Raw genomic sequence first — 20,295 nt, 5'->3', positions numbered from 1 at the left:
CCATGCCACGCCGCTCAATCCTGTCCGCCACCGAGCGCGAAAGTCTGCTGGCACTGCCAGATGCCAAAGACGAACTGATACGGCACTACACGTTCAACGAAACCGACCTGTCGGTGATCCGTCAGCGTCGCGGCGCCGCGAATCGATTGGGCTTCGCCGTGCAGCTTTGCTACTTGCGATTCCCTGGCATCTTCTTGGGCGTCGATGAACCTCCATTTCCGCCCCTGCTGCGCATGGTGGCCGCACAACTCAAGGTGCCGGTGGAAAGCTGGAACGATTACGGCCAGCGCGAGCAGACACGGCGGGAGCACTTGGTCGAGCTGCAAACGGTGTTTGGATTCAAGCCCTTCACCATGAGTCACTACCGGCAAGCCGTGCATACATTGACCGAACTGGCCTTGCAAACAGACAAAGGCATTGTGCTGGCCAGCACCCTTGTTGAAAACCTGCGGCGGCAGAGCATCATCCTACCCGCCATGAATGCCATCGAGCGCGCAAGCGCCGAGGCCATTACCCGTGCCAACCGGAGCATCCATGCGGCATTGGCCGATTCCTTGATACCTGTCCATCGCCAGCGCCTGGACGAACTGCTCAAGCGCAAGGATGGTAGCAAAATGACGTGGCTAGCGTGGCTGCGCCAATCGCCCGCCAAGCCGAACTCGCGCCACATGCTTGAACACATCGAACGCCTCAAAGCCTGGCAGGCGCTTGACCTACCTGCTGGCATCGAACGGCAGGTACACCAAAACCGCTTGCTCAAGATCGCCCGCGAGGGCGGCCAGATGACGCCCGCCGACCTGGCCAAGTTCGAGTCGCAGCGGCGTTACGCCACCTTGGTAGCACTGGCCATCGAGGGCATGGCCACCGTCACTGATGAAATCATCGACCTTCACGACCGCATCATCGGCAAGCTGTTCAATGCGGCCAAGAACAAGCATCAACAGCAGTTCCAGGCTTCCGGCAAGGCGATCAACGACAAGGTGCGGATGTATGGGCGCATCGGTCAGGCGCTGATTGAAGCCAAACAAAGCGGCGGCGATCCGTTCGCCGCCATCGAAGCGGTCATGCCGTGGGACACCTTCGCCGCCAGCGTCACCGAGGCGCAAACGCTGGCGCGGCCTGCCGATTTTGATTTCCTGCACCATATCGGCGAGAGTTACGCCACGCTGCGCCGCTATGCGCCGCAGTTCCTGGACGTGCTCAAACTGCGCGCCGCGCCCACCGCCAAGGGTGTGCTCGATGCCATCGACGTGCTGCGCGGCATGAACAGCGACAGCGCGCGCAAGGTGCCCGCCGATGCGCCAACCGCATTCATCAAGCCGCGCTGGGCAAAGCTGGTTCTGACCGACGAGGGTATTGACCGGCGTTACTACGAGTTATGCGCCCTGTCGGAGCTGAAGAACGCACTGCGCTCTGGTGATGTTTGGGTGCAGGGTTCGCGCCAGTTCAAGGACTTCGACGAATACCTGGTGCCGATCGAGAAGTTCGCCACCCTGAAGCTGGCCAGCGAATTGCCACTGGCCGTGGCCACCGACTGCGACCAATATCTGCATGACCGACTGGAATTATTGGAGGCGCAACTCGCCACAGTCAACCGCATGGCGGCGACCAACGACTTACCGGATGCCATCATCACCACTGCATCGGGCCTGAAGATCACGCCGCTGGACGCAGCGGTGCCAGACGCCGCGCAAGCCTTGATTGACCAGTCGGCGATGTTGCTGCCGCACCTCAAGATCACCGAGTTGCTGATGGAGGTCGATGAATGGACGGGCTTCACGCGCCACTTCACACACCTGAAGACCGGCGACACGGCCAAGGACAAAACCTTGCTGATGACGACGATTCTGGCTGATGGTATCAATCTTGGGCTCACCAAGATGGCCGAGTCCTGCCCTGGCACCACCTACGCCAAGCTGTCTTGGCTGCAAGCCTGGCACGTTCGCGACGAAACCTATTCGACGGCGCTGGCCGAGCTGGTGAACGCACAGTTTCGACAACCCTTCGCCGGAAACTGGGGCGACGGCACCACGTCATCGTCGGACGGCCAGAACTTCCGAACCGGCAGCAAGGCAGAGAGCACCGGGCATATCAATCCGAAGTATGGAAGTAGCCCTGGGCGGACGTTCTATACCCATATCTCCGACCAATACGCGCCCTTCAGCGCCAAGGTGGTCAACGTCGGCTTGCGCGACTCGACCTATGTGCTCGATGGCCTGCTGTACCACGAGTCTGACTTGCGTATCGAGGAACACTACACCGACACGGCGGGCTTCACCGATCATGTGTTCGGCCTGATGCACTTTCTGGGATTCCGGTTCGCGCCGCGCATCCGCGACCTGGGCGACACCAAGCTGTTCATTCCCAAGGGCGATACTGCCTACGATGCACTCAAGCCGATGATTAGCAGCGACAGGCTGAACATCAAGGCTATTCGCGCTCATTGGGATGAAATCCTACGGCTGGCCACTTCGATCAAGCAGGGCACGGTGACGGCCTCGCTGATGCTGCGCAAGCTCGGCAGCTATCCGCGCCAAAACGGCTTGGCCGTCGCCCTGCGCGAGCTGGGGCGCATCGAGCGCACGCTGTTCATTCTGGATTGGCTGCAAAGCGTGGAGCTGCGCCGCCGCGTCCATGCGGGGCTGAATAAGGGCGAGGCGCGCAACGCGCTGGCCAGGGCGGTCTTCTTCTACCGATTGGGTGAAATCCGCGACCGCAGTTTTGAGCAGCAGCGCTACCGGGCCAGCGGCCTCAATCTGGTGACGGCGGCCATCGTGTTGTGGAACACGGTCTATCTGGAGCGTGCCACCAGTGCTTTGCGTGCCCACGGCAAGGCGCTGGACGACACGTTGCTGCAATATCTGTCACCGCTGGGGTGGGAGCATATCAACCTGACCGGCGATTACCTATGGCGCAGCAGTGCCAAGGTCGGTGCGGGGAAGTTCAGGCCATTGCGACCGCTGCCACCGGCTTAGCGTGCTTTATTTTCCGTTTTCTGAGACGACCCCTATTCGTGTGACCGTCATGGCACGTTTTGCTGCCCCAGCCCGGAAGTGGCGGCGCGTGCCCTGCTGGTGCTGGCAGCCGGTGCCCAGCGCTGGCGCTCGACCGACTTGCGGGCTTACAGCAAGCAACTGGGCAAAAACCTGGGGTTTCTGGCCTCTTTCCACGAACTCATTGGTGGCTACCCCTGGCTCATCAAGCGCGTGGCCCTGACGATGGGGCCAAACCGCCCGCTGCCCGGACGCCATGCTTTGGCCTATGTGCTGGCTTTTTTTGTGCCGTTTGGTGGACGTGCGGGTGGCGGGGCCGCCGGGCTGATGATCATTGTGGCCACCATTGGCATCCTGGCCGCCGTGGCCTTGCCAGCCTACCAGGACTTCACCCAGCGCGCCACCATCAGCCAGATCTGGCAGAAAGGGGCCTTGGCCCGCACCACCTTGACCGATGCCTACGCCAAACAGCAAAAAATCCCGGAATCGCTTGAAGAGGTCGGACTGGACTCCAAACTGCCTGACGGTAGCCCGATGACCCTCAACGCCCAAAACATGGTGGTGAGTGTGCACACGCCATTTGGAACACTGCTCATGACCCCCGAAAGCGCACCGCAAGCACCCGGTGGCGTGACGTGGAAATGCGCAGCCGGTGAGGGCATGAAGCCCACCGCCCTGCCCCCAAGCTGCAAATAAGCGTGCGAGTTTGAGCGAAACATGAAAAACCGTTGGGCCGCTGGGCGATCAAGGCCCAAAGGTTTGGCGACAATCAGCCGCTACCGAGTCAACCCCTTCCCATGCACTGATGCCAACCGATTCACTCCTGACCCTCAAACTGCCTGAAGGCTATGTTTTTGCCGACCTGAAACTGCGCCGTTGCGCCTCAGATGCCATTGATCTGGACATGGATCTGGTGCAACTGATTTGCAAGATCAACGGGCTGGACTTTGACAAAGTCTGCCAGAACCCCGGCCCGGTGGTCACATCGATCCTGACCGTCTGGTACAAAAGCCACCTCGCCGCCGGTGGTGCGCCAGATGCCTTGATGGAAGCGCTGAAATCGCCTGGGACAGGGTTGCACTGATTTTTACAAGCTTTTTTCAAGCCTTTTTGGGCTATGTCTGAATTAGCTGTTGCAATTGGAATCTCCCCATAGCCTCACTCAGACAAATGGCTGGAGAGATGCTTTGGCGGTAGCGCTCCAACATGCGCCGCCAGCCAAGATAGTTTTCTAGATACTTGGTAGCCACCCCGTGAAAGCGTTTCATCCACTGCTTGAGGCGACTGTCATAAGCGTTGACATTTTGGATATGGAAAGCCCCCTCAATGACGTGTATGCCCTTGTGAACATTGATGGCGCGATGGGTCAGGCCCATATTGCGAGCAACCTTTTGATAAACCCGCGCACCATCCGTACACAGGATGGCATCCTTGTCCACCAAGGGGCCAAGCACGTCGGTGATATGGGATGCGTCGATTTTTTGTAGCCGGAAATCAGCTGTTTGTCCGCTGCGATCACGTACTACCAATACGGCAATGTGCTCCCACGCAGCACCCACCCCAGCACGTTTGCGTGCGCACCGGGGCAGCTTGCGTTGCCCTTTGAAGGACTCCAGAAAGAAGGTCTCATCAGCCTCGACAATTCCGCCTTCATGCGCGGGGCGATGTGTGGCAGCGGCCTGCAGAAAGCGATGCCGCCAGAGAAATGCGGTGTTTTTATCCACGCTGCAGCATTGGGCGGCCTGGCGCACGCTCACGCCCTCAATCAATGCCTGCGCATAGCCAAGCCATTGTTCGCGTTTGCGCAAGTGCGCCAAGGGCGTGCCGGTGAGCGCATTGCAGGTTTTGCCGCAGGCCTGGCAGCGCATGCGTGGCAGCCCATGGCTGTGTCCCCAAGGTCGTAGTTGTTCGGCTGGGGCCTGACAGTTGGGGCACACATTGGGGCCCTGAAGTACGCCAGCAATGGCTGCACCTGACGTATGGGGAAGCCCTTTGAGGGTTTCTCGTATCCTTGCCAGCTGCTTGGTGCTCAGAGATTCCAGCTGACTGAGAAGTTTGGCAAAGTCGCTAGGGTTCATGCTGCTCCTCCATGACTACTCTTCTCCTTCACTTTAGGCTGAACTCACATATCTTTCAACAGCTAATTCAGACATAGCCCCTTTTTGGCCTCTGGTGCTTATTCATCAAGCGCAAACAGCTATTTAATTGATAGCGCATTCATATTCAGCACGCACTCACCATTGGCTGACGCAAGCGTCTGGCAGGCAGCCGGGCAATGGCATCACGGTTCGAAGGATGGGAAATAGTCGACATACGCATCGAACACCCATCCCTCAATAAGCGGCTGCTCCAGTTGTGAAGAGGTCGGATAGGCCAGAACCTTGACCTTGATCCACCGCCCCGCCTTCGCGGAGAGTGATTCGCAGGCCCGCGAGGGGTCAAGCACATCGACAACCGTGCCAAACGGCAAGGTTCCCGCCTTGGCACTGCTCATACTGGGCTCGGCACGAAGATGCACGTTGTCGCCCATCAGTACCGCTTTGGTGGCGACATCAGACGTGCACGCAGGCGCACTTTGAGCGGGCTTGCAGGCACCGCTCTTGAAGTACTGGAACATTTCCGCCAGTGTCTTCAATTCCCGGGGTTCCCCCTGCGGCCCCTTGGGCGAGAACGGGATCGACATACATGCAGAGCCCGGCATACATTCAGGCAGGGCTATGCTGCTTTGTGAGTCGCCCAGCACACCCCCTTCTCCTTCGCACCGCATTCTGGCCGCGTCCTGAACGGGCTTTGTGTAGGCCCCAAAAATGACCGAGCCACACCATGCGCTGCTATACGAGCGCCGCAGGATACTGATGATGGACCTTTCGTAGATCTCCAGCTTGACCGGCTTGCGGTAGTCAGCACCGTGCTCGCAAAGGAACTTGACGGCATCTGCATGCGCATGGAGTGTTGCGTACATCAGCGGGCTGCCTCCAGAGGCATTGCGGCCGTCAATCTCAAACCCCTCGGAAGCCAGAAATTGGAGTATCTGCAGATCTGCCCCGACCTCGGCGGCGACATCAAGAGGACGGCAACTGGCGTTTTCACGGCAACGCGAAAACCAGCCACGGCGCTTGAGGTCTGTCAGAAAATCCAGCCTTCCTGAAACGATGGCTTCATACAGCAAATACCTTTCGACCTGCGGCTGAAAGCGCTTCGTGTCAAGTGTGGTTACCCCTTCTGTGCTGATTGAACCCTGTCGCATGGCTCGAACAAGTGCGCGATAGTCCTCAAAATCGGTAGCGGCTGCAGCACCCTTCTTGCATGCTCCTTTCTTGAAAAACTCCGCAACCTGTATTTCTGCGGCAGTACCCCTTGCACTTCGCAAGGGGGTTCCCAGGTCCATGCTTTGCGCGGTGATTCGTTTCTCCAATTCTTCCAGCACCGTGGGGCCGTCTCGTTCAGCGGGGTTGGCTCCCTGTTCGCAGAGAATTTTGACCGCTTCCAGGCTGCTGGCAAGCGTTTCGTCATCCGGTGTCACGGTCGCTGATGCCGAAAAAAGTGCCGATCTTGTGGGCGAAAAACCGCGTGACAGCAAATACGCGACCATCTTGGGAAACTTTTTGCCGATGACCGCGTACAGAACCGGATCACAACGCTTGTCATGGCGACAAATTTCCAACCACCCCCGCTTGTCAAGATACTGTACGAGGTCCATGTGGCCAGACATGGCCGCCGTCTCGAACGCTTGGATGAGAAGATCCCCCGAGTAATTTTCCTTGGCAAGAAGCCGCTTCACCGCAGCAAGATCACCTTGCTCGAAATACCTGCCATCGGTTTCCTCCCATGTTGCGCAACGCGCTGGCATCGAAACTGCCCACAAGAGTGCTAAAAATATCAAGACTTTGTGCATGAAATTCATGGGTTTGCGCACCCTGTATGGATGGTCTGAGCCGCTCAACTCGCCCCACAACACTTCTTGTACTTTTTGCCGCTGCCGCAGGGGCAAGGGTCGTTTCTGCCGACTTTGGGGGTGGTGCGCACCATCGGCTCGCCGGTTTGTCCGGCCTCAATGGGCCAGTCATCTCCAGGATCGCCTGAAAAATCCTTCTGCGGTTTCGACAAGGGGTACAGGGGCTGTGGAGCCCTCGGGCGCTCTTCGTGGAAGCAGGCCCACCAGCCCATTTCGGCCTCGGCATCTCGCACATAGCCTCTGCCACCTTGCAGCATGGTTTGCCGTTCTGACTCGAAACTCCTGGCCATACACTCCGCCACCCAGGCCTTGTCAGCGAACATGACTTCCAGCAAACCATCGTCAAACCAGCTCTGGATGCGCTCATTCATTTCCACTGCCACCAGTTCACAGGCGGCACTCACTATGGCATCAATCACTTCCAGGTCATCCACCACCTTGCCAGGTTTGCGCAGGCGCTTGGCCTCCAGATCACCCCGCTCAGACAGATACTGCACCAGCGCGTCACGCGAGTCGTCGCCCTCCATCACCCGCATCACCATCGCCTCCAGGGCAGCCAGGCGTGCCCAATGGGAGGCCTTGGTGTCTTGAAACAAGGCCTTCAGGGGTGCCAGATCGCCATCACAGACGGTCGCCAGGCAGCGGCCATAAGTCTCGGTGAGCGTGTCGCCCAGCAACACATCCAGCGTCTCTTCATCGTGGTGGCCCAGCGCCACCATCGGCGCGTAGGCCCGCTGGTCGGCCCAGGCCGCCAGCAGGTGCAAGGCGTATTGATGCAAAACGTCGTCAGGATCGTCCATGCTTGACGGGTCTGCCGCCACCTGGGCCAACACCTCAATCAGGTGTGGCGCAAGCTCTTCGCGGTGCATATTGGCGAAGGCGATGGCCTCTTTGGGAAAAGACTTGGTGATTTTCTCGATCTGCGTGCGCAGCGTGTTCCAGTTGTTTGGCATGGTCAGGGCTCTCCAGCACGCTGGCGTGCCATAGGTGTGGGCTCTACGCGTTAAATGTATGAATGAAATCAGCCTCTAGCGCTTATCTATCAAGCGCAAGAAGCTACAAATTTCATAGCTTGAATATCTTCCCCGGATTCAGGATATTGTCCGGGTCGAGCGCCTGTTTGATGACCCGCATCATGCTCACCGCACCCGCGCCGGTTTCAGTGACCAGGAAGTCCATCTTGTGCAGGCCCACACCGTGTTCGCCGGTGCAGGTGCCACCCAGCTTAAGGGCGCGGTGCACCAGCTGGTGGTTCAACTTCTCGGCCAGCACGCGCTCTTCAGGTTTGTCGGGGTCAATCAGGTAGCCCACGTGAAAGTTGCCGTCGCCCACATGGCCGACCAGAAAGTAGGTCAGACCACTGGCCTGGGCTTCGGTGACCGAGTCCAGCAGTGCATCGGCCAGGTGCGAGATCGGCACACAGGTGTCGGTGGTGATGGCTTTGCAGCCGGGGCGCGACTGGATGCCGGCAAAGTAGGCATTGTGCCGCGCTGTCCACAGCCGGGTACGCTCCTCGGGGGTGCTGGCCCACTCAAAAGTCTGGCCGCCAAACTCGGCGGCAATCGCCTGCACGGTTTCCACCTGCTCTTGCACCCCGGCGGGGGAGCCGTGGAACTCCATCAGCAGCATGGCCCCTTCGCGCAGGCTGAGTTTGGAATGGGCGTTGACCATACGGATGGTGTTGGCATCGAGCAGCTCGCAGCGGGCAATCGGCACACCCATCTGGATGATCTGGATGGTGGTGTTGACCGCGTCGGCCAGGCTGTCAAAGCTGACGGTGGCGGCCATCACGCTCTCGGGCAGTGGGTAAAGTTTGACGGTGATCTCAGTCATGATGCCCAGCGTGCCTTCGCTGCCGACCATCAGGCGCGTCAGGTCGTAGCCCGCACTGGATTTTTTGGCGCGGGTGCCGGTGCGGATGACCTCGCCGCTGGCGGTGACCACCTCCAGCGCCAGCACGTTTTCGCGCATGGTGCCGTAGCGCACGGCGTTGGTGCCGCTGGCGCGGGTGGCACTCATGCCACCAATCGTGGCATCGGCACCGGGGTCAATCGGGAAAAACAGGCCGGTGGATTTGACCGCCGCGTTGAGCTGGGTGCGGGTCACGCCGGGTTGCACCGTCACGGTGAGGTCTTCAGCGTTGATGGCCAGCACCTGGTTCATTCGGCTCACATCCAGGCTGATACCGCCTTGCACCGCCAGCAAATGACCTTCCAGCGAGGAGCCCACGCCAAACGGGATCACTGGCACCTTGTACTGTGCGGCCAGCTTCACCGCGTCACTCACGTCCTGCGTGTTTTGGGCAAACACCACGGCCGCAGGCGGTGGCACAGTGAAGGCGGATTCGTCGCGGCCATGCTGTTCGCGCACCACCAGTGCGCTGGAAAACTGGGCACAAAAACGCGCTTGCAGCGCCTCCAGCAAGGCTGCTGGCACAGCGCGGGTGTGAACTTCGGGTAACAAATGGGGTGCGGTATGGGGTGCATTCATGGTGTGGCTCCGGGATAAGGGGATCATTATCCGAAATGGGATGTGGCCGCGGGCTCGCTGTTGGGCATCACCCGCATGGCCTCCTGCCAGCAGGATTGGAGATTGCTGGCCACGCAGGCCACCACGTCCGGGTCAAGCCGGCCATTGGCCACCTGTTGTTGCAGGATGCCGATGATGTCTTCCTGTGCCAACGCCTCCCGGTAGGGTCTGCGCTGCGCTAGCGCCTGAAATACATCCGCCACCGCAATGATGCGGGCTTCAAGACTCAAGGCGCTGGAGCCTGAGTGGTACGGATAACCCGTGCCGTTGACCCGTTCGTGGTGCTGGGCCGCCCACAGCGCAATTCGCTCCAGTCCCTTGATGTTGCACAAGATGTTGTAGGTATCAAAACTGTGGCGGCTCAGGATGTACTTTTCTTTGGCAGTCAAGGGGCCTGGTTTTTCCAGCAATTCATCGGGAACACGTAATTTGCCAATGTCGTGCAGCAAACCGGCCAGCTCCAGCATGTCGCAGCGGTCTTCTTCCAACTGCATTTGTTCCCCCAGATAACGGGCCAGACTGGCCACACCATCGGAGTGTTCTTTGGTGAAGGAGCTTTTGGCATCCACAATGCTGGAGAAAATGTGCATCAGACTGCTCAGGTCTTCAAATGCCATGGGTTGCTTGGTGGTTTGCGCCAGCCAGGTGGCCACATAGCCGTTGACATGGTCACTTTCCAGCATGAACCAGAAGGCCTCGGATTCTGACAATTCCATGAAAGCATCCACCAGTTCGGGACAAAACCAGCTGCCACGGCGCGCCAACACCTGCTGGCGAATCTCGTCTTTGCCCAACAAGATGTCAATGCCACCCGTGACGTATTTCAGGGTCAGAATGTCCACGCGATCCACCAGATAAATGCCATTGGCGCTGAGCTTGACGGTCTGTGGCAAATCCAGGTCTTTCAGATCCGTCCAATGGGTGTGGTGGTGCCGCACGATAGGTGCCAAGTGGCGCAGCAGGGCACAACTGGCCAGCAGGTTGGCACCAATCAGGCAGTGCTCACCCTCTTCCTCCCACTCCAGCTGGGCCAGTTTGGCATGCACGGCGGTTTTGGACACGCCGCAGTCATGCAGGATGGCGGCCTGAAAAAGATCATCCAGCTGCAGACGTGGCCATTGCAGCCATTTGCCCACCTCAGCCGCCATAAAAGCCACGCGTTTGCCGTGGTGGATGTGGGTCACGCCCACCAAATCCAGGGCATCTGACAATGAATAAATCGCTTCGCGCAGATTGATCTCAAACTGAGACATGGTTGACCTCGATCCGGTGGTTTCAAAAAAGCGGGCCGCCATCGGCGGCAGTGGTGTACCAGCTTACCGCAAACACGACCATCACATCAGCCAATGAAGGGCTTCACCACGGTATCGAGGGTAATCCTCCGGGCAACCTGGGTTTTCACTATGCGGTGGATCCACCCATGTGGATAGGGATACGCTGGCGGCCAAAGTGGCCACAGCGAGCATCAAACCGGCCCGCAATGGCCGCGCCGCAGTCCGGGCAATGGCCATGGGCATCGAGCCGGTAGCGTTTGATCAGATACCAGTCGCGCTCGATCAGCGGCGTCTGGCAGGCCGGGCAAAAGGTGGTGTCGCCCTCCAGGTTGTGCACATTGCCGGTGTAGACGTAGTTCAACCCGGCTTTCAGCGCCGTCTGGCGGGCACGCACCAGGGTGGCGGGCGGCGTGGCGGGCACATCCGGCATTTTGTGGTCGGGGTGAAAGGCCGAAAAGTGCAGCGGCACATCCGGCCCCAGCTCAGTTTTGATCCACTGGCACAGGGCGCTGAGTTCGGCCTCCGAGTCGTTGTAACCGGGGATCAGCAGGGTGGTGATTTCCAGCCACACATCGGTGTCATGCTGCAGGTAGCTCAGGGTGTCGAGCACCGGTTGCAGGTGGGCACTGGTGAGTTTGAAGTAAAAGTCTTCGGTGAACGCTTTCAGGTCGACGTTGGCCGCGTCCATCTTGGCGTAGAAGTCGCGCCTGGGCTGGTCATGCATGTAGCCTGCGGTAACTGCCACCGTTTGTACGCCACGGGCATGGCAGGCATCGGCCACGTCCATCGCGTATTCGGCAAAGATCACCGGGTCGTTGTAGGTGAAGGCGACACTCTTGCAGCCGTGCTGCACGGCAGCGTTGGCAATCGCCTCGGGTGAGGCCTGATCCATCAGCCGGTCCATGTCGCGCGATTTGCTGATGTCCCAGTTCTGGCAGAACTTGCAGGTCAGGTTACATCCCGCCGTGCCAAATGAAAACACGCTGGAGCCGGGGTAAAACTGGTTCAGCGGTTTTTTCTCGATGGGGTCAATACAAAAGCCGCTGGAGCGCCCGTAAGTGGTCAAAATCATTTGATCACCCTGGCGCTGGCGCACAAAACAGGCCCCGCGCTGGCCCTCGTGCAAATGACAATCGCGTGGGCACAGGTCACATTGCATGCGGCCATCGGCCAGCATGTGCCAGTAACGGGCCGGGTAGGGCATGACAGACGAGGTGTTCATGAAAGAGTTCCTTCCTTGAATTTGGTCACGGTGTAGCATTGCAAGCGCACCCCAGGGGCCCAAAAATGGGGCGGCAGACCGGCTTTTTGCTTCAGATGGGCCATGAAGTCAAGCCGATCGGGCAACTGCTCCCACACCTGCGGCAAAAAGGTGCTGCGGTAAGCCTTGTATCCAAAAACTACACCATCCACACCGGGGCGCAAGTGGGCCAGGGCATCGGCCTCATCGGTAAACGCCAGCGGCTGCATCGGTGACAGTACCGACACCTCGATCTCGGTGTGGGGCAGCTCAGCCAGGCCCAGCGGGGCAAAGCGCGGGTCTTGCAGGGCGGCGGCCACCGCGTTGGCTTTGACATCCGCCAGCAAGCTGCGCCGCGCTTGTAGTGAGCCGATGCAACCACGTAATTGGCCCGCTTGGGTCAGGGTGACAAAACAGGCACCAGGGTCTTGCAGCCAGGCAGCAGAGGCATCCGCCGCCATGGGCTGGCCCAGCGCAGTGGAGATGGCGGCGCGGGCCAGCGCCAGCAGGGCCGGGCCACGCGCATCGGTTGCGGCCTCTGCGGTGGCTTGAAGCGGCGTGTTGCACTCAGTGTTCATGATGCCCCCCTTGCCGGAAAGCCACGGCAGCGTAGCCCACCACCCGAATTTTGTCGCCCGCGGTGTCGCCCGAGTTGCACAGCCCGAGCAACTCGGGTTGCAGTTGGTGTTTGCGGGCCGCCAGCAGCAGGCCATTCACCGGTGTGCCGCCACAGGCTTGCTCATGGGTGAGGTGGCTGTCGAGCTGCAGGATGTGCTGCACCGTGTCCTGATCCACCTTCTGGGCGCTGCGGTAGGGCAGGAAGTGTGACAAATCCGAGCTGATGACGATCAGGGTCTCCGACCCGCCCCACAGCAGCTCCAGCACCTCGGCCACTTCACGGGGTGTGGCATCCCCCACGGCCAGCGGGATCAGGGTAAATCTGTCCAGCACCGTCTGCAAAAAGGGCAGCTGCACCTCCAGCGAATGTTCCTGCGCATGTGCGGCCGGACTGGTCACCACCTGCGGCAGGTGGGCCAACGCCGCCACGGCCACGGTGTCTATCGGGATGCGCCCCAGCGGGGTGTCAAAGGCTGTTGCCCCGGGCAAGGCCAGACCATGCACCGGCACCCGGTGCACCGGCCCGAGCAACACCACCCGCCGGATACGCTGGCGACCAGCGGCCAGGCATTGGTAGGCCAGAGCGGCGGTGGAGCCCGAATAGATATAGCCCGCGTGTGGCACGATGAGTGCCTTGGGCGTGTCATGCGGCACTTTGGGCGGCTTGGCACGGTCTTGTGCAGCGTTGGCCAGCAAGGCCGCAATGTCGTCGGATAAATCGGTCGCCAGGCCGGGGTAAAAGGTGCCGGCGACGGCGGGAGCGCGAATAGTGAGCATGCCAACCTCCTGGGTATGAACCGTTCCAAACCTCTAGATCAGGGCGCTGCACGGATTGACAAGACAGGTGCGCGGGTGGTGCAACTCCGTGATAATCAAGCTTTATGAAACGCCACTGTACAACCGTATGAAGCTGCATGAACTGACCTACTTGGTCGTGGATGATCTGGAGCTCATGCGTGCCGTCACTGTGAACCAGTTGCGGGCCCTGGGGTGCGAAAAAATCAAGACCGCCCGCAACGGTGCCATGGGCCTGGATATTTTGCGCAACAGCAAGATCGACGTAGTGTTGTGCGACTGGAACATGCCGGTGATGTCCGGGCTGGATTTGCTCAAAACCGTGCGATCCGACCCCAAAATGGTCAAGCTGCCGTTTTTGATGATCACCGCCGAGGCCGAACGCCAGCGTATTGAAGAGGTGATTCAAGCCGGAGTAAGTGGCTTGCTGGTGAAACCATATAACGCGGGCAACCTGCGCACCCGCCTGGAGAAAGTGCTTTCTGGCCCGGCACGACCCAGCAACGGTCTGACACCCACCAACCGTCCTGCCGGCACGTCGAGTGCACACACCTACAACCGCCGCGCCACCGACACCACACTGGCACCGTCGCGTATTCTGGTGGTGGACGATTACCCCGTGACCCTGCGGCTGCTGGAGCAGATGTTCAAGGACGAATACCAGGTGGTCACCGCCACGGACGGACTTTCGGCCCTGGCCTTGTGCCGTGCCGAGCCCATCCCGGACCTGCTGCTGATGGATGTGATGATGCCCGGCATGGACGGCTTTGAGGTGGTGCGCCAGCTGCATACGCGGCCTGAAACGGCGCAGATTCCGGTGATCTTTGTGACCGGCTCCGCCGACGAAGAAACCCGCCTGAAAGGCATGGAACTGGGCGCAGTGGACTTTGTGCTGAAAAGCTCTGACCCCAAAGCGCTGCGTGCCAAGGTGCGCAACTTCATCAAATACATCGACATGCGACGCAAGCTGCAAGCTGACTTTGATGCCATGCTGGATGCCAGCATGCTGCGCGAAGACGTTGAAAACACCACCCGCCATGACATCAAAGGCTCACTGGCGGGCATTGTCGGCATGGTGCAAAACCTGGCCGATGACGACACCATGCACCCCCGGCATGTGGAGAAACTGCGCCTGGTAGAAAAAACCGCCCAGCAGGTCATTGACATGGTCAACCTGTCGGGCGAGCTCTACAAAATGGAAACCGGCAATTTCAAGCTCAAAGCTGTACCTATTGATATTGGTGACATCTTGCACCGTATCGTGGATTTGTCCCGCAGCACGTTTTTTGACAAGGGCCTGACCATCGAGGTTGACACAGACACCCCGGTGGGTACCGAGCTGCCGCAAGCGCTGGGTGATGCCAACCTGTGTTACTCCATGTTTCAAAACCTGATCAAAAATGCCTGTGAAGCAGCACCACCGGGTACCCGTGTGGTGGTGGCTCTGCGCGATGAAGCACCCCTGCGGATCGAGATCAGCAACCATGGGGTGGTGCCGCCGGAGCTGCGTGACCGATTTTTTGACAAGTTTTCCACCAGCGGCAAGACAGGGGGTAGCGGCATTGGCACCTATTCGGCCCAATTGCTGGCCAAAGCACAAAATGGCAGCATCCGCATGGACACCAGTGATGCGGACAACCGCACCGCCATCACCGTGACCTTGCCACGGCACACGTTTGATCCGACCACCCCCAACGCTTGAGGCACGCATGAAAGAAACCGTTTATGGGCAATAGACTGACACAAATCGCCACCCGCACGGGCGACAACGGCACCACCGGCTTGGGCGACAACACCCGCGTCTCCAAAAACAGCTTGCGTGTACATGCCATGGGTGACGTGGACGAACTCAACTCACACATCGGTGTGTTGCTGTGTGAGCCCATGCCAGAGGCTGTGCGCAGCCTGCTGATCGAGATTCAGCACGAGCTTTTTAATCTGGGCGGCGAGCTGTCGATTCCCGGCTTTGAATTGCTCAAGCCGCAAGCCGTTCTGGCGCTGGATGATGCCTTGGCCGAGCACAATGCCGCACTGCCCAAGCTGCAGGAATTCATTTTGCCCGCCGGTACAAGAGCGGCCAGCCAGGCCCATGTGTGCCGCACCGTGGCACGCCGCGCCGAGCGGGCCGTGGTGGCGCTGGAAGGCCAGGAAGCCCTGAAAGACACGCCCCGCCAGTATCTGAACCGCCTGTCGGATCTGATGTTTGTATTGGCCCGGGTGCTCAACCGCCACCGCAGCGACGGCAGTGTTGGTGACGACGTGTACTGGCACAGCACGCGCATGGCGCGCGCCGATGCCGATTCAGCCACTAGCTGAATCACCCGTTGAGAGCGTCAACTGCTATCTATTAAATAGCTTCTTGCGCTTATTCAACGGGCACTAGAGCCTGATTTCTTATATATTTCTGGGTGCCAGGATAGTCATGGTGAGGCGCGACACGCAGGTGCGCTCACCAGCATCGTTGGCCATGTCAATCTGCCACACCTGGGTGGTGCGGCCCAGGTGAACCGGGTGGGCGACACCGGTGACCCAGCCGCTGGTCACCCCGCGTAAATGGTTGGCATTGATGTCCAAGCCCACCGCCTTGAACCCTGGTGCGCAGGAAAAATGCGCCCCGCAGGAGCCCAGCGTTTCGGCCAGCACCACACTGACCCCGCCATGCAGCAGGCCATAAGGCTGGCGCGTGCGGGCATCCACCGGCACGCGGGCGCGAATAAAGTCCTCACCCACCTCCAGAAACTCAATACCCAGATGACTGACGGCCGAGTCGGCACTGATGGCGGTGAGGATTTCCACTGAAATGTCTTGTTTCCAAATTCGCATCAACATAGTCCCATCACAAAAAAATGGCTCCACTATAGCCAGCGTCCAGACGGCGCAGCGGCAACCGCTACCATGCCATACCTCTTTTCAAGGACACGTGATGATTGATGGTTTGATTGCCGGGCGGCTGATGGGCGACCCGGAACAGCGCAAGGGCAAGGGCGAGCGCAGCTTTGTTGTGGCACGGGTGCGTGCCCAGACCCACGACGGTGAGCCGCTGATCGTCAACGTCATCGCCTTTGACGCGCTGCCGTGCGAAACCCTGATGGACTTGCGTGATGGGGATTCGGTAGCCACCAGCGGCCACCTGACCCCCAAGGTCTGGACGGACAAGCAAGGCAATGTCAAACCGGCGCTGGATCTGGTGGCGCACCGGGTGCTGGCCTGCACGCTGGACGTTTGACCTGCCCACGGGCTGGCCGGCCAGACAAGACTGGGGTCGGAGTTGTCACACCAGGTGAATGGTGTTCTCTTTATCGATGCCAAAACGACGCATCTTTTCCCAAAGGTTTTTCCGGCTGATGCCAAGTGAGTCGGCACACAATTGGATTTGCCATTGACAAGCCACGAGCGCACGAACAATGAAGTCACGCTCACACTCCCCCAGGTAGTCACGCAAACTTCCCGCCAGATCCTGCTGGCTGAACAGCACAGGCGCAGGGCGCTCGAACAAGATGTCGTGTGAAATCAAGGGCCCATCACACATCAGGCTGGCGCGCTCCAGACTGTTTTTCAGTTCCCGGATGTTGCCTGGCCAGGGGTAGGCCTTGATCGCATGTTTGGCAGCGGCGGTAAAGCCAGGCGGAGATTTGTCACTGGTGGCTGCAATTTCTGCCAACAGGGTGTGGGCCAGGGGCAAAATGTCTTCAGGGCGCTCGCGCAGTGGTGGAATACGCAACTCCACCACATTGATCCGGTAGTACAGGTCTTCACGAAAAACGCCACTGACCACACGCTCCTGCAATATCTGATGGGTGGCGCACACCAGGCGAATATTCACGGGAATCAGGGTTTCACCCCCCACACGCACAATACTTCGCTCTTGCAGGGCACGCAGCAGCCTGACCTGCATGGCTGGCGGGGTGTCGCCAATTTCATCCAGAAATAAGGTGCCACCATCTGCCTGCTCAAACACACCTTTTTTGGTTCTGGCAGCGCCGGTGAAAGCGCCTTTTTCGTAGCCGAAGAGCTCGGCTTCCAGCAAGCTCTCCGTCAAAGAACCACAGTTGACGGCAATAAACGGTTTGTTCTGACCCGTCAAATCATGCAGCGCACGGGCCACGCGCTCCTTGCCAACACCAGACTCACCAGTGATCAGTACAGAAGCGGTACTGCTGGCCAGCCGTTTCAACATGGTTTGAATCTGCCGCATGGCGGGTGACTGCCCCAGGCCACTCATGCCGGTTTCCATGACAGGTGAAATGATGTCCCCCATCTTGTCGATCAAGGCATCCAGATCAAAAGGCTTGGTGATGTAGTCACGTGCGCCTTTTTTGAGCAAATTGACCGCAGAGTCGATCTCGCCATGGCCGGTGATGAATATGAAGGGCGGCAAACGCTGACCTTCGGTGAGCAACTGCTCAAACAGCACATCCCCGGTGATGTCGGGCAGCCGGATGTCACTGACGACCAGGGCGTAGCTCAGGCTACGCAAGGCTGCCAGGGCCTCTGCTCCGGTGCGGTACCAGTCATGCTCAAAACCTTCCAGACCGAATCGGTCAGACAAGGATTCGCCCATCAGTTCGTCGTCTTCAATCAGGCAAATTCTGTTCGATGGAGGTTTCATGCGCAAGATTGGTAGGAAGGATGACGGTAAAGCGGGTGAATTCAGTACCCGATTCGGCACGAATCGTACCGCCAAGTTGGGTGACGATCTGATAACAAATCCACAACCCCAAACCATTGCCGTTTTCTGAAAAACTGGTAAAGGGCTCATACAGATGCGCCAACTGATCGGGTGACATCGGCTGCCCGGTGTTTTCAACCTCGACAACAAGTTGCGCGTCATCCATCCGCGTTCGCAAATTCACTTGCCCCGATTGGCCTGTGGCGGCGATGGCATTGAGCAGCAAATTGATCAGCACCTGCCGAACCAGTGTGGAGGGTAACCCGACTTCATCCGGTACAGCTACCGACCAGTTCATTCGCGTAGCGCGCTTCTTGGCGGCAGGTGTGACCAGCACCCGGACATCCTCAAAGTCTGAAGCACTCAGCGGACGGCTCTTGACTTTGGCCTGCACCAGCAGCGCAGCCACCGTGTCGCGTATTTGCGAGAGCCCGCGTTCCAGCAGCGAAATTGTCTTTTGTGTGAGCGGGTCCGGGTTGCCGTGGCGTTTGAGGGTGCTGATGGCGTTGAGCATGCCGCCCAGTGGGTTGTTGATTTCGTGTGCAATGCTGGCGGTCAACCGGCCGACTGCGGCCATGCGCTCACTTTTGACCATTTCCTTTTCAAAAATGGCTTTCTCTTGCAACTTGGCATGCATGTCGGCATACGCTTGGTAGAGCAAGCCCACCTCGTCCTGGTAGGTATAGAACGCAGGAGCAATGGACTCGGTGTTGGCATCACCCATCTGCCGGATCTGCTCGGTGATCCATTGCATCGGGCGCATCATGCGCCGGCCCCAATAAGCCGTCACAGGCAACAAGACCCCCAGCACCAAGAGGGTGATCCAGATGGCACTTTGCATGAGTTTAGAAAAACGCTGCCAAAGCACCGACTTGTGGTAGGCCACCACCAACGTGCCCAGCCGAACACCGTCGCTGGCAATCGGCAGCGCGACATAGATGTGCTGAGCCTCATGGGCATCACGCACATACATGGGGGCATCAGGCTCACGGGGCAGCTCACGCGCCAAGGCTGCAAACTCAGGCCCGAGGGAAGCCATCGGCTGCATCAAGGCATGCTCATGCGAACGCGACGACACGTAAACTCGCAACTCGTTGTCGAACACCACCATGCTCTGGGTTCGCGCCGACTCGGGATTGGTAACAAAAGGCAGCGTAACCACTTCATAAGCCTGCCAAACCTCGTCATGCAACAGGATGGCAAACAAGGCACGTGCGGTGATACGACCCATGTTTTCGGCATTATTCTGGAGGTCATGATGCAAGTTATCCCACGCTTGCACCATGAACGATACAGAAAGCGCCAAGGCAGTTGCCAGAATCAAGCCGCCGCCCCAGAGCGGCATTTTGTAGCGCAGACTCAGGTCAAAGAGGCGCACTACAGCTCGCCAAATTGCTGCATCATTGCAGCCACACCGTCGTACAGCTTGGGCGAGCCCTTGATAAACCCATCCAGATTCAGGCGAGCCAACAGCGCACGACCGTGCACGTTGTTGGGCATATCCATCAACACATGCTGCATCAAGGCAAAGTCGGCATCCGACACATGGCGCTGTGCCACGATGGGCGGAAAACCATACAACTCCGATTTCCAGGCAATACGTGTTTTGGCAGTGATGTCCGGGCGCACCTTGCTGAGAGACTCCCAGACATAGCTGTCCACCGAAGCCCCTTGGGCGACACCCGTGGCCACCGCATCAATCACCTTGCGGTGTGACCATGTGAAAAAAGTCCGTTTGAAAAAGGTGCCTGGTTCTGATCCACTGCGCTTGATCTCGAACCGGGGGGAGAGATAGCCGGTATTGGAGTAGGGATCAGCAAAAGCAAATATGGTGTTTTTCAGGTCAGCAATGCTGCGCGTTGTGATATCACTCGATGGCACGATCAGGTAGGACTGATAGCTTGGTTGGCCATGGTGCAAGGCAACGGCCAGCAATTTCACATCCTTTTTCAGAACCAGGTAGGGGTAATCGCAGATCCAGGCGAAATCCACTTTTTGCTGCTGCAGCAGATCAATGGTTTCACGATAACGGTCACGTTGAATGAACTCCACCGGGCGTTTCATGTGCGTTTCCAGATAGTCACGCCATTGAGCCAGCATCGCATGCTGGTCATGCAAAAAGGCCGGGGTCATGGCGATCCGAATGGGTTGGGCTCCATTGCCAGCCTGTGCAAGCACAACCCAAAAGCACAACCCTATAACCAGTCCCATCCGTTTGAAAA

The 20,295-nt window shown here is 58.8% G+C and carries 18 protein-coding genes; 6 read left to right on the top strand and 12 right to left on the bottom strand.

The genetic code is table 11. The features are described 5' to 3' along the window. The first annotated feature begins 2 nt into the window (after positions 1-2). The 3 genes from LDN84_RS01130 (at position 3) to LDN84_RS01120 (ending at position 4,077) form a co-directional block, all read left to right on the top strand. Positions 3-2,975, top strand: coding sequence for a Tn3 family transposase (locus LDN84_RS01130; RefSeq protein ID WP_105731065.1), 2,973 nt, complete (start codon positions 3-5; stop codon positions 2,973-2,975). A 78-nt stretch (positions 2,976-3,053) separates the two neighbouring features. Beyond that, the gene (locus tag LDN84_RS22970) at positions 3,054-3,689 is read left to right on the top strand and encodes a pilin (protein WP_276572411.1); all 636 of its coding nucleotides are present in this window, start codon (positions 3,054-3,056) and stop codon (positions 3,687-3,689) included. A gap of 109 nt (positions 3,690-3,798) precedes the next feature. Then, complete coding sequence (locus tag LDN84_RS01120; RefSeq protein WP_223906945.1) at positions 3,799-4,077, top strand: hypothetical protein; 279 nt, start codon at positions 3,799-3,801, stop codon at positions 4,075-4,077. A gap of 31 nt (positions 4,078-4,108) precedes the next feature. On the opposite strand, the gene LDN84_RS01115 is transcribed toward LDN84_RS01120, so the two are convergent. The 8 genes from LDN84_RS01115 to amrB form a co-directional block, all read right to left on the bottom strand. After that, the gene (locus LDN84_RS01115; RefSeq protein ID WP_223906942.1) at positions 4,109-5,071 is read right to left on the bottom strand and encodes an IS1595 family transposase; all 963 of its coding nucleotides are present in this window, start codon (positions 5,069-5,071) and stop codon (positions 4,109-4,111) included. Positions 5,072-5,274: 203 nt separating this feature from the next. Then, on the bottom strand, positions 5,275-6,897 hold the full coding sequence (locus LDN84_RS01110; protein ID WP_223906939.1) for an ankyrin repeat domain-containing protein: 1,623 nt from the start codon (positions 6,895-6,897) through the stop codon (positions 5,275-5,277). Between the two features lie 35 nt (positions 6,898-6,932). After that, on the bottom strand, positions 6,933-7,901 hold the full coding sequence (locus tag LDN84_RS01105) for a DUF1186 domain-containing protein (protein WP_223906936.1): 969 nt from the start codon (positions 7,899-7,901) through the stop codon (positions 6,933-6,935). A 112-nt stretch (positions 7,902-8,013) separates the two neighbouring features. Further along, on the bottom strand, positions 8,014-9,438 hold the full coding sequence (locus LDN84_RS01100) for an FAD-binding oxidoreductase (RefSeq protein ID WP_223906932.1): 1,425 nt from the start codon (positions 9,436-9,438) through the stop codon (positions 8,014-8,016). Positions 9,439-9,464: 26 nt separating this feature from the next. Next, on the bottom strand, positions 9,465-10,730 hold the full coding sequence (locus tag LDN84_RS01095; protein ID WP_223906929.1) for an HD domain-containing phosphohydrolase: 1,266 nt from the start codon (positions 10,728-10,730) through the stop codon (positions 9,465-9,467). A gap of 148 nt (positions 10,731-10,878) precedes the next feature. Next, positions 10,879-11,973: an AmmeMemoRadiSam system radical SAM enzyme gene (gene amrS / locus LDN84_RS01090; RefSeq protein WP_223906926.1), complete on the bottom strand. Its 1,095-nt coding sequence runs from the start codon at positions 11,971-11,973 to the stop codon at positions 10,879-10,881. Continuing rightward, entirely contained in the window at positions 11,970-12,569 is a 600-nt protein-coding gene (gene amrA / locus LDN84_RS01085) for an AmmeMemoRadiSam system protein A (protein WP_223906923.1), read from the bottom strand. The genes amrS and amrA overlap by 4 nt, the downstream gene beginning before the upstream one ends. Beyond that, on the bottom strand, positions 12,559-13,386 hold the full coding sequence (gene amrB, locus LDN84_RS01080; RefSeq protein ID WP_223906919.1) for an AmmeMemoRadiSam system protein B: 828 nt from the start codon (positions 13,384-13,386) through the stop codon (positions 12,559-12,561). Before amrB ends, amrA begins: the two co-directional genes overlap by 11 nt. 127 nt (positions 13,387-13,513) lie before the next feature. Here amrB and LDN84_RS01075 point away from each other — a divergent pair, with 127 nt between their 5' ends. After that, on the top strand, positions 13,514-15,106 hold the full coding sequence (locus tag LDN84_RS01075; protein WP_223906915.1) for an ATP-binding response regulator: 1,593 nt from the start codon (positions 13,514-13,516) through the stop codon (positions 15,104-15,106). Between the two features lie 23 nt (positions 15,107-15,129). Then, the gene (locus tag LDN84_RS01070) at positions 15,130-15,720 is read left to right on the top strand and encodes a cob(I)yrinic acid a,c-diamide adenosyltransferase (protein ID WP_223906911.1); all 591 of its coding nucleotides are present in this window, start codon (positions 15,130-15,132) and stop codon (positions 15,718-15,720) included. A 78-nt stretch (positions 15,721-15,798) separates the two neighbouring features. Here LDN84_RS01070 and LDN84_RS01065 read toward each other — a convergent pair whose 3' ends face one another. Further along, positions 15,799-16,227: a hotdog fold thioesterase gene (locus tag LDN84_RS01065; protein WP_223906908.1), complete on the bottom strand. Its 429-nt coding sequence runs from the start codon at positions 16,225-16,227 to the stop codon at positions 15,799-15,801. Between the two features lie 100 nt (positions 16,228-16,327). Between LDN84_RS01065 and LDN84_RS01060 the strand changes: the two genes are divergently transcribed. Continuing rightward, a complete protein-coding gene (locus tag LDN84_RS01060) occupies positions 16,328-16,630 on the top strand; it encodes a single-stranded DNA-binding protein (protein WP_223906905.1) in 303 nt (100 codons plus the stop codon). Positions 16,631-16,675: 45 nt separating this feature from the next. Here LDN84_RS01060 and LDN84_RS01055 read toward each other — a convergent pair whose 3' ends face one another. The 3 genes from LDN84_RS01055 to LDN84_RS01045 are packed head-to-tail and all read right to left on the bottom strand — an operon-like array spanning position 16,676 to position 20,206. After that, positions 16,676-18,013, bottom strand: a complete 1,338-nt coding sequence (locus LDN84_RS01055; RefSeq protein WP_223906902.1) for a sigma-54-dependent transcriptional regulator — start codon at positions 18,011-18,013, stop codon at positions 16,676-16,678. Then, positions 17,979-19,451 carry a sensor histidine kinase gene (locus tag LDN84_RS01050; protein WP_223906899.1) on the bottom strand — a complete coding sequence of 491 codons (1,473 nt, stop codon included), beginning with the start codon at positions 19,449-19,451 and terminating at the stop codon, positions 17,979-17,981. The genes LDN84_RS01055 and LDN84_RS01050 overlap by 35 nt, the downstream gene beginning before the upstream one ends. Then, positions 19,451-20,206 carry a substrate-binding domain-containing protein gene (locus tag LDN84_RS01045; RefSeq protein WP_223906896.1) on the bottom strand — a complete coding sequence of 252 codons (756 nt, stop codon included), beginning with the start codon at positions 20,204-20,206 and terminating at the stop codon, positions 19,451-19,453. The genes LDN84_RS01050 and LDN84_RS01045 overlap by 1 nt, the downstream gene beginning before the upstream one ends. Positions 20,207-20,295 lie beyond the last annotated feature (89 nt).

The sequence above is a fragment of the Rhodoferax lithotrophicus genome (genome assembly GCF_019973615.1).
GTDB classification, from domain to species: Bacteria; Pseudomonadota; Gammaproteobacteria; order Burkholderiales; family Burkholderiaceae_C; genus Rhodoferax; species Rhodoferax lithotrophicus.
The sequence above is the reverse complement of the archived record's forward strand: the minus strand, read 5'-3'. Positions and strand labels throughout refer to the sequence as shown.